The organism is Embleya sp. NPDC005575, from assembly GCF_040605455.1.
Lineage (GTDB): Bacteria > Actinomycetota > Actinomycetes > Streptomycetales > Streptomycetaceae > Embleya.
In genome coordinates this window covers 19,853-29,952 of the sequence record NZ_JBEXCV010000110.1, presented here as the reverse complement: position 1 = coordinate 29,952, position 10,100 = coordinate 19,853, and the positions used below count along the sequence as shown (strand labels likewise).

Genomic DNA, 10,100 nt, shown 5'->3' with positions numbered 1-10,100 from the left:
AGCGTCGCGATCGTGCTGTTGGAGTGCTCCCACGCCCGGTGATACAGCCCAAGGATGTCTTCACGCGACTCGTCCGCGGTGGCCCACAGCCCATCCGGGCCACCTGGACGGACAGTTCGGTGGCCGAGGCGACCACCGCCGCCACGTAGTCCGGTACCTGCTCGTCGGGCACCCGGTGGGACAGCGCCGCGATGCTCACGGCCGCCACGACGTCACCGTTCTCGCGGCGCACCGGGGCGGCGATGCCGAGCACGTCCGGGTCGAGTTCGCCGCGCGCCACCGCGTGGCCCCGGGCGCGGATCTCGGCCAGTCGCGCGCGCAGCCGCTCGGGGTCGGTCACGGTGGCGTCGGTGTAGCGGGGGATCGGGCGGGCCAGCAGACGGTCGAGCTCGGCGGCGTCGGCCCAGGCCAGCAGGGTCAGCGCGGCCGCGCCGGCGTTGACCGGCAGCACCTGTCCGCGCTCGTAGGACAGCCGCAACGTGTGCACGGCCTCCTCGCGTTCGAGGCAGACCACCGCGTCGCCGGCCCGACGGGTCAACAGCACCGGCTGGCCGACCGCACGGGCCAGGGTGCGCATCACCGGACGGGCCAGGTCGGACAGTCCGACCCCCTTGCGGGCCAGCCGGGCCAGGTCCAACACCCGGGGCCCGAGCCGAAATCCGGAGCCGCCGTCGTTCTCCTCCAGGAACCCGTTGGAGGTCAGGCTCTGCAGATAGCGGTACGCGGTGGAGCGGGCGACACCCAGGTGCTCGGCGACCTGGTTCGCGGACAGCGCGAGTCGGTCGTCGCCGAACAGCAGGAGGATGTCCAAGGCGCGGTCCGCGGTGGAGTTGCGCCCGCGATATCCTTGGGCACTTCCTGTTTCGCGGGGGATGGTTCCTGACATGCGAAACACCGTAGCAGGGCCTGCGGGCGAAGCGACGGAGCGCGACCTTCGGCGCGGAGGAGGCCCGCGGCGCCGCTCGGCTCACATCGGTCCCGGCAACAACTGCTCCGCCCAGATCGTCTTGCCGTCGCCCGTGTAGCGAGTGCCCCAGCGCTGGGTGAACTGGGCGACCAGGAACAACCCGCGCCCGCCCTCGTCCGAGGTGCGCGCGTGGCGCAGCCGGGGGCTGGTGCTGGTGGCGTCGGATACCTCGCAGATCAGCGTGGCGTCGCGGATCAGCCGCAGCCGGATCGGCCCGGACGCGTACCTGATCGCGTTGGTGACCAGTTCGCTGATCACCAGCTCGGTGGTGAACGTGATGTCGTCCAGACCCCACTCGGCGAGTTGTCGGCCGACCAGTGTGCGGGCCTCGGCCACGATCGCCGGGTCGGCGGGCAGGTCCCAGGAGACCACCTTCGAGGAGTCCAGGGTGCGGGTGCGGGCGATCAGCATGGCCACGTCGTCCGGTGGCGGATTGTGCGCCAATGTGGCCAGGACCGAGTGGCACAGCTCGTCCAGGGGCCGGTCCGGCTCGGCGAGCGAGACGCGCAGCCGGTCCATCCCGAAGTCCACGTCCCGATCGCGCGTCTCGACCAGGCCGTCGGTGTAGAGCACCAGCAGGCTGCCCTCGGGCAGTTCGAACTCGGCCGACTCGAACGGCAGGCCGCCCAGGCCCAGCGGCGGTCCGGCGGGCAGGTCGAGGAACTCCACCGCGCCACCGGGGCGCACCAGGGCCGGCGGCGGGTGCCCGGCGCGGGCGAACGTGCACAACCGGCTGACCGGGTCGTACACCGCGTACAGGCAGCTGGCGCCCAGCGCGGTGGTGTCCACGCCGCCCTCACCGGTGCCCTCCTCGTCGACGAACCGGATGACCAGGTCGTCGAGATGGGCGAGCAACTCGTCCGGCGGCATGTCCAGGTCGGCCAGGGTGTGCACGGACGCGCGCAGCCGGCCCATCGTGGCCGCGGCGTGGGTGCCGTGTCCCGCCACGTCGCCGACCACCAGCGCGACCCGGGCGCCGGACAACGGGATCACGTCGAACCAGTCGCCGCCGACCCCGGTCCGGTCGTCGGCGGGCAGGTAGCGACTGACCACCTCGACCGCGGTCTGCCGGGGCAGTCCGTGCGGCAGCAGGCTGCGTTGCAGGGCCAGCGCGGCGGTGTGCTCGTGGGTGAAGCGGCGCGCGTTGTCGATGGACACCGCAGCGCGCGAAACGAACTCCTCGGCCAGGATCAGGTCGTCGCCCTCGAACGGGTCCGGGGTGTCCCGGCGGAAGAAGTGCGCCACGCCCAGGATGGTGCCGCGGGCCCGGATCGGGACCACCATCATCGAGTGCAGGCCCACCGTGCGGGTGCGTTCCGAGGACACCTTGTCCTCGGCCAGCCAGGGCAGGATCACCGGGTCCAGGACCGGTTCCAGGACCGCCTTGCCGTCGACCAGGCAGCGTGCGCCGGGGGAGTTGGGGGCGACCGGGGCGGGCTCGCCGATGCTGGCGATCGACTCGGCCAGGTCGCCGCCCGCCACACTGTTCCGGCCCTCGCGCGCCGAGCGCTGCCCGAGCCGGATCAGCTCCGGGTTGTCCCGGTGGACCGGGCCGGGCGCGGGCTCGACCCCGCCGAGCACCGGTTCCAGCAGGTCGACCGCGGCGAAGTCGGCCAGGTCGGGGACCGCGACGTCGGCGAGTTCCTGCGCCGTGCGCGCGACGTCCAAGGTGGTGCCGATCCGGGCCCCGATGTCGCTCAGCAGCGCGAGCCGCTGCCGGGCCCGCCAGCGGTCGGTGACGTCGATGACGAGGTAGCACACCCCCGCCGGCGCTCCCGTGCTGTCGTCCAGCCGGAAGAACGAGGTGGAGTACGCGTGCACGTGGTCCGGGTCGCTCGCGGTGCGGCCCTGGTACTCGTGGTCGATCAGCGGGTTCCCGGTCTCCAACACCTCGCGCATCAGCGTCTCGATGGTCTCGGCCGGCAGACCGGGCAGCACCTCGGAGAGCCGCCGTCCCAGCCGCAGCGCACGCGGGATCCCGCCGCTGTGTTCGAGCTGGTCGTTCAGCCACACGCAGCGCAGGTCGCGGTCGACCACCGCCATGCCGATGGGTGCCCGGTTGAGCAGATGGTCGAGCATCGCCCGGTCCGCACCCCAGGGCACGGAGGACGTGTCGGCACCGGCGTGGTCGGCACCGCCGGTGTTGGGTGTGCCCATCGAGCCCTCCTGTTCCTCCTCATTCCATGGTCGCGCGTTTGCCGCTCGGCGCAGATCCGCCGAGGGGCGCCGGTCCGGCGGGCTCCGGCGGAGCGGGACCGGCCGCCGGCCGCCGAGTCAGCAGTACGGCCACGTCGTCGGCCCGCTCGGTCAATCGGCCCGCGTCGCGCAACATCCGGTCCGCGAGCTCGGCCAGGCCGGCGTCGGGAGCCTTCGACAACGATGCGCGCATCCGGTCGATGCCCCGGTCCAGGTCGGCGCCGGCCTCCTCGACGAGGCCGTCGGTGTACAGGGCCAGGACCGAGCCCACATCCAGGGCCAAACGGGTCACCGGATACTCGGTGGCCGGGTCGACCCCGAGCAGGGTGCCGCCGGCCACTTCGAGCACCCGGGTCCGTCCGTCCGGATCGCGCAGCAGCGGTGGCGGGTGGCCCGCGCGAACCGCCTCGGCCGTGCCGGTGACCGGGTCCAACTCGATGTAGCAGCAACTGGCGAACAGGCCCGGATCCAGGTCGGCGAGCAGCCGGTTGGTGCATCGCACCACCTCGTCGGGGCGCTGTCCGCCGGTGGCGAATGCCCGCACGGCGCTCCGCAGTTGGCCCATGGTGCCGGCGGCGGCCACGCTGTGCCCCTCGACGTCGCCGATCACCAGGGCGATCCCGCGCCCGGTGTCGATCACGTCGTACCAGTCGCCGCCGATCTCCATGCCCTGGGTACCCGGCAGGTAGCGGGCCACCACCTCCAGGTCGGGCAGGTTCGGCAGTCGGTGCGGGAGCAGCGCGTGCTGCAGGCCGCGTGCGAGGGCGAATTCCGTGTCGTAGAGCCGGGCCCGTTCCAGTGCCTGGGCGATCAGGCCGCTGAGCGCGGTGAGCACCGAGCGCTCCTCCGGGGTGAACACGTGGTTCCGGTCGAAGCCGAGGATGCAGCTGCCCACCGATCGGTCCGAGGCGATCAGGGGCAGGAACGCCCACGCGGACATCTCGTCGAGCGCTATGCCCGGATACGCCGTCGCCAGATCCTCCGCCGACTCGAAGAAGATCGGCACGCCCCGGGTGAGCGCCTCGACGCCGGGCAGCGAGGCGTCCAGCGGGACGCCCTCGAAACGGTCCAGGAATCCCTCGGGGTAGCCGGTCTGTAGGGCCAGGAAGAAGCGTTTGTCCCGAACGACGTAGATCGCCAGCTCCCGGCCGCCGAACGCGGGCAGGATCTGGTCGGCGACCACCTCGCACACCTCGCCGACCGACACGGCCTCGGTGAGCGCGCCGGCCATCTGGAGCACGTGATAGATCGCCCCGAGCCGGGGCGGTTCGGGACTGGTGCGGCCGGTGTCGGCTTCGGCCGCGGGACCGCCGGCGCCGGGCGGCGCGCCCACCGGGACCACCTTGCCGGTCAGCCCGTAGGGGTCGGGGTAGAGCGAGAACGCCAGCCAGCGGTCGCGCGGGGTGCGGGCCAGGAAGGAGCCGGGCTGTTGGGAGAGCATCGCCGCCCGGTAGCGGTCCTCGTAGGACGGGTCGGCAAGCCACGGCAGAGCCTCCCACGGGGTCCGGCCCAGCACGTCCTCCAGCCGCACGCCGAGCAGGTCCGCCAGGTTGCGGCTGGCGTAGGTGATCCGACCTCCCGGGTCGAGCGAGAAGACGCCGTCGCGCAGCCGCTCCACCGCCTCCGCGGCGGCGGCCCCGGTGCCCAGGTCCAGCACCGCGCCCACCAAGTGCCGTGAGCGGTCGCCGGACTCCTCGTGCGGAACCCGGCCCCACACCTCCAGCGGCCGGCCGGCACCGTCGGGCCCGGCCACCTGGAGCCGCCAGGCGAGCACCCGGCCGGTCGCCACCGCCTGCCGCGCGGCGGCGCGGAACTCCTGCCCGCCGCCGGAGATCACCCGGGCGGCCAGGGTCGTCGCCCGGCGATCGAACCCGGCCGGGTCGACACCGAACAGTTCGCACAACTCCTCGTCCGCGTGGAAGTCGCCGGTGGCCACGTTCCAGTCGAACAGGCCCACCCGGATCAGCGGGAAGGTGTTCGCGGGCAGCAGGGTCACCGTGGGCGGGCCGTCGTAGTCCACGGGGGCGCCGCGGGCGACCCGTTCGCCGAGCGCGTTGCCCAGCCGCTGGGCCGCCGCACGCAGACTGCGCCGCCGCGAAGGGGGCAGGCCGCGTCCCGGGGAGGCGGGCCACATCACACACACCACGCCGAACGTCTCGCTGCCCGCGCGCACCGGTGCCGAGGCGGACGCGTAGGCGTACGGCATGCCCAGGGCCAGCTGCGGGAAGCGCCGCATGGTGTCGCCGTCGTCGGAGAGGAAGACGGTGCGGCCGGTGCGGTATGCCTCCGGGGCGGGCAGCGCGCCGGTCACCGGGACCCGGCTCCACGGCCCGAGCAGGGACAGTGCCAATCCGGCGACCTTGGCCAAAACCAGCGAACGCCGATCGGGTGAGCGCAGGTAGACCACCCCGGCGTAGGCGCCGGTGCCCCGCACCGCGCTGTCCAGGCACGCGGAGCAGTCGGCCAGCATCGCGTCGCGTTCCTGGTCGATGTCGGCCTCGCCTCGCACCGCACGAAGGGGACCGGGCCCGGCACCGGACCCGGGCGCCACGCCGGTCATGGGCGCCACCCACGTCCGGACACCGGGCGTCTTCGTACCGTGCGGCGCGGCGGCCGCTCCGCTGCTTGCGCGCACATATGTCTCGGATTACGCCTGCCCGGACCCGATGTCAAACCGGCGAATCGACAAGCGGATCCGGCATATCGCCCTGCGGGGTGTCCGAGATGTCGACCACCCCGGTCCGTACTTCGGGCGAATAATGTCTTTTGTAGCGTAGTGCGACATATGGGTGAATTCGAGGCGGGGCGGTGTGTGTCGCCGGTGTGGCGACGGGCCGGCGAGGCACCGTCGAAATGTCCAATCTTCAGGTGATGCGACCGCCTTCATTCGCCCTCTTCGTGGAGCGCCCATCGTGATGCCATCCCCGTGCCACAGTCCGTCCACCCGAACCCGGCGGCCGACCGTCGCGGCGATCGCGCTGGGTGCCGCAACGATCGCCGGTATCGGCATGGCGCACGCGCTGCCGATGGCGCCGGGGGACAACGGCGATGTGAAGGTGCACATGAGCACCACGTCGCCGACGGACCGGAACAACGAACCCAAGGTGTGCCTGTTCAACCTGGCCGCGTTCAACTTCGACATGCTCCAGTCGGTCACCTACACGATCGCCGCGCAGCCGGCGAACAGCGACGGGGCCGTGCTGGGCGGGACCATCACCCTCGTGGGCGGGACCGGTCACACCCCGAACCTGTCGTTGCCCAACGGGCAGTACAAGCTGGTGTGGACCTTCGAGGGCGAGCAGGGGGCCGGCAAGCAGAAGGTCTTCAGGGTCGATTGTCACGCCGGTACGGTCGGCGGTGGTGGCAGCACCGGTGGCAGCACCGGGGCCACGGCCGGCCGGCCGGCGGGCAGCGTCAACGCCGGCGGTGGCGGCGGCGGTTCGCACGTCGACGCGGGTGAGGTGACGGCCGGCGTGCTGGTCGCGGGCGCGGCGCTCGGTGGCTTCGGCTTCTACCTCGCTCGTCGTCGTCGTGCTACGGGCGATGGGACGAGCTGAGCCCGCGCCGGCGCAGCGCACGCGTCGCTCAGGCCCGTTCTCGGTCGGGGCGACCGCGTTGGCAGTCGCCGTCGGGCTGTGGCTGGTCCAGCACGGTTTTGGGGACGGCACGGTCGAGCGGCCGCCGGTTCCCGCCGCGGCCGAGGCGCCGGCCCATGCCCGGGTCCCGAACGACGCAACGCACCGGGTGGACGCCGCGCCGCTGACGACGTCGGCGCCGACCCGGATCAGGATCCCGGCGATCGGCGTGAACGCGCCGATGAGCACCCTCGGCACCGGCCCGGACCGGCGGCTGGCCACCCCGCCGGTGGGCGACAAGAACCTGGTCGGCTGGTATCGCGACGGCGTCGCCCCCGGCGCCCGCGGAAACGCGATCGCCGTCGGCCACGCGGACACCCGCTCGGGCCCGGCCGTGTTCTTCAAGCTGGGTCTGCTCCGGGTGGGCGACCGGATCGAGGTGCAGCGGCGGGACCGCCGGACGGCGGTCTTCACGATCGACGCGGTCCGGTCCTATCCGAAGGACGCCTTTCCCGACGACGTGGTCTACGGGGCGACCAAAGCCGCGGAGTTGCGGGTGATCACCTGTGGTGGGCGATACGACAAGCACACCGGATACGCCGCGAATGTAGTCGTCTTCGCGCATCTGACGGGCAGCCGGAGGGCTGCTTGACCCATCCGCGATGCCGACCCGTACCCGCCTTCGCGCGGGACGGGATCGGCGCGGGGGGTGTACACCCGGTGGGTCCGGGTCCGGTTCGCGCCGGATCCGGCCCGCCCGGGGCCCTTCGGTGGTGGTCGATGTCGGCGAAACGTGGCGGGCTGGATGCGGTCGGTTCAGGCGTGCGCGCCCCGGAACCAGGCGACCGTGGCCGCGATCGCCTCGGCGTGCGCGGTCGCGGGGAGCGGGCCGAAGGTCTCGGTGAACCGGCCGGCGTCGACCACGAACGGGCGGTCTCGCTGATACCAGGTCTCGCCCAGGGCGCGCACGGTCGGATTCACCAGGCCGAGCACGCGCTGGAGGGTGTGGCCCACCGCGGCGGACTTGTCCGGGCGGCCCAACTCCGCGAAGAGCAGGTCCAGGAACTGTCGTCCGGTCACCGGCTCGGCGGTGGGAATGTGCCACGCGTGCCCGTCCGCGCGGGCGTCCTCGCCGAGCACCACGAGTCCCCTGGCGAAGTCGGGCAGATAGCTGAACGAGTGCGGCTGGTCCAACGGCCCCACCCAGCGGGCGACCCTGCCCTGGACCGCCGCGCCGAACACGGTCTCGCCGACGGTGCTGTTCACCCCTCGGGGACCGTAGTAGTCGGACGCCCGGCCGAGCGCCACCCGCAGCTCGCCGGCCTCGTGCGCGGCCAGCAGCGACCGGGCCATCTCGGCTCGCACCCGGCCCTTGGGAAAACCGGCCGCATAGGGCATGTCCTCGGTCATCGGCGCGCTCACCGGTCCGTACATGTACAGGTTGTCCGCGAACACCAGCTTGGCGCCGGCCGCTGCCGCGCCCCGGCGGATCGCGTCGGTCATCGGCGGGAACTCGCTCGCCCACCGGGTGTAGGCCGGGGCCGCGCAGTGGTAGACCACCGCGCCGCCGGCGCAGGCCGCGCCGGCTCCGTCGGCCGTGGTGATGTCGCCCCGGTGGACCTCGACGCCGTCGGGCACGGTCGGTGCGCCGCTGCGGTTGACCGCGCGCACCCGCCGGCCGCGTGCGACGAGTTCGTCGACGACGGCACCGCCGACCGCGCCGCCGGCGCCGAGAACCACGTGCAGATCGGATCCAGTGGACATGAGGACTCCCGAGGCGGTCCTCCCTGCGGTGCGGGTCCCGACCCGGGAGGGTGATTTTGGATACGGTGTTATGAAACAGCGTTGCGGTACTGTTGTCAACATGGGAAGGCCACGCACGCGCGATTGGGACGAACTCCGCCGGGAGTTGCTGGAGGCAGCCGGGCGGTTGCTTGCGCAGGAGGGCCCGCAGGCGTTGAGCACCCGGCGCGTCGCGCACGAAGTGGGCACCTCGACGACCGCCGTGTACAACCTCTTTCAGGACAAGGCCGGGCTGCTGCGAGCGATGTTCCTGGACGGATTCGCGGCCCTGGAGGAGCGGTTCGCCGACGTGCCGGTCGACGGCGACCCGGAGGCCGACCTGCTCGCGCTGGGCTACGCCTACCGGGCCGCGGCGCGTGCGAACCCGCATCGCTACGACCTGATGTTCGGCCGGCCGATCGCCGACTTCCTCCCGAGCGAGGCGGATCTGGCCCGGATCCGGGGCACGTTCGACACCCTGGTGCGGGCCGTCGCCCGCTGCGTGGCCTGCGGCCGGTTCGCGCCGACCGACCCGGACGACATAGCCACCCACCTGAGCGCGCTGGTGCACGGGCTGGCCAGTCTGGAACTGCGCGGCGCGCTGGGCGAGGGGGAACAGGCCGACCACCGGTGGCGGATCGCGCTGGAGGCGGCCTGTCGGGGCCATCGCGCGGTGACGTGGGCCGCCGTGCCGGGGTGACGGTACCTCGGAGTGCGGCGCCGGACCGGGTGACATCGCGCCCGAATGAGGCGGGGGCCGGGGCGACGTCGTGCCGGGAGGCCCCGGGGACGGGGTGACGCGGAAATTTGGTCGCCGTTGTCGGTGCGCTTGCCTACGCTCGTGCCATACCACGCGACAACACCTCGGGGGAACCCTCATGAGCATGCCGAACTACACCCAGGACCCGCTGGTTCGCCTCGACCGGCACCGGATCGAGTTCACCACCTACCCCGGCAACCACGCCGCACTCGGCTTCGTCGCCACGCGCGCGGCCTGCTCGTGCGGAACCTGGGCCTCGAACAGGCCCTGGGAGCGCGGCGATCACCTGCGTGCCTTCGGTCGGCACATGAGCGACGTCCAGGTCATCGCACACACCGTGCCGCGCGAATACGCGCGACTCGCGGTGGTCCCGCTGCGCTGCGTCGACCCCGAGCACGCCGCGGCCGTGGTCCGCGACTGGCCCGAGCCGCAGGACGCCGAACACGGGTTGTTCCGGCGCGAGGAGACCGTGTTCATCGCCTACCGGGACGGCGAGTTCCCGTGCTCCGTCGCGGTCTGGGCACACCTTCAGGGCCACGTGAGCGACGTGTACGCCGGGCGCCTGTTGCGGGACGTGGCCTGACCACCGCCGTCGATCCGGACCCCCGATCGCCAAGGTGGAACCATGTCTTGACGACCGCCCCGCAGCCGGGCGCCGCCGTCAGCTCCTTCGTACCCGTGTGAAGATCCGGCACTTACGAAGGAGAAACCTCCTGTGAGCACGTCGATTTTTCGGTCGGTAGCGCTCGATGGTGGGGGCGGCCTGGGCGGCTCGCCGGACGCCTTTGCGAGCGGATCGGGCGGACGGTGGGCCGTGGGC

Annotated in this window: 7 protein-coding genes and 1 pseudogene; 4 read left to right on the top strand and 4 right to left on the bottom strand. The window is 72.6% G+C overall.

Going from position 1 to position 10,100, the window contains the following annotated elements; genetic code table 11:
* Positions 1 to 166 precede the first annotated feature (166 nt).
* From ABZS54_RS29705 to ABZS54_RS29695, 3 genes and pseudogenes are all read right to left on the bottom strand, one after another.
* Positions 167 to 886, bottom strand: a pseudogene (locus ABZS54_RS29705) (IclR family transcriptional regulator); the annotation flags it as partial.
* An 81-nt stretch (positions 887 to 967) separates the two neighbouring features.
* Complete coding sequence (locus tag ABZS54_RS29700; RefSeq protein ID WP_355542747.1) at positions 968 to 3,124, bottom strand: SpoIIE family protein phosphatase; 2,157 nt, start codon at positions 3,122 to 3,124, stop codon at positions 968 to 970.
* Positions 3,125 to 3,143: 19 nt separating this feature from the next.
* A complete protein-coding gene (locus ABZS54_RS29695) occupies positions 3,144 to 5,672 on the bottom strand; it encodes a SpoIIE family protein phosphatase (RefSeq protein ID WP_355542743.1) in 2,529 nt (842 codons plus the stop codon).
* A 406-nt stretch (positions 5,673 to 6,078) separates the two neighbouring features.
* Between ABZS54_RS29695 and ABZS54_RS29690 the strand changes: the two genes are divergently transcribed.
* Positions 6,079 to 6,720, top strand: coding sequence for a hypothetical protein (locus ABZS54_RS29690; RefSeq protein ID WP_355542755.1), 642 nt, complete (start codon positions 6,079 to 6,081; stop codon positions 6,718 to 6,720).
* Positions 6,707 to 7,390, top strand: coding sequence for a class F sortase (locus tag ABZS54_RS29685; RefSeq protein ID WP_355542740.1), 684 nt, complete (start codon positions 6,707 to 6,709; stop codon positions 7,388 to 7,390). Before ABZS54_RS29690 ends, ABZS54_RS29685 begins: the two co-directional genes overlap by 14 nt.
* 164 nt (positions 7,391 to 7,554) lie before the next feature.
* On the opposite strand, the gene ABZS54_RS29680 is transcribed toward ABZS54_RS29685, so the two are convergent.
* Entirely contained in the window at positions 7,555 to 8,502 is a 948-nt protein-coding gene (locus ABZS54_RS29680; protein ID WP_355542737.1) for an NAD-dependent epimerase/dehydratase family protein, read from the bottom strand.
* A gap of 100 nt (positions 8,503 to 8,602) precedes the next feature.
* Here ABZS54_RS29680 and ABZS54_RS29675 point away from each other — a divergent pair, with 100 nt between their 5' ends.
* Entirely contained in the window at positions 8,603 to 9,220 is a 618-nt protein-coding gene (locus tag ABZS54_RS29675) for a TetR/AcrR family transcriptional regulator (protein ID WP_355542734.1), read from the top strand.
* A 178-nt stretch (positions 9,221 to 9,398) separates the two neighbouring features.
* On the top strand, positions 9,399 to 9,863 hold the full coding sequence (locus tag ABZS54_RS29670) for a hypothetical protein (RefSeq protein WP_355542731.1): 465 nt from the start codon (positions 9,399 to 9,401) through the stop codon (positions 9,861 to 9,863).
* Positions 9,864 to 10,100 lie beyond the last annotated feature (237 nt).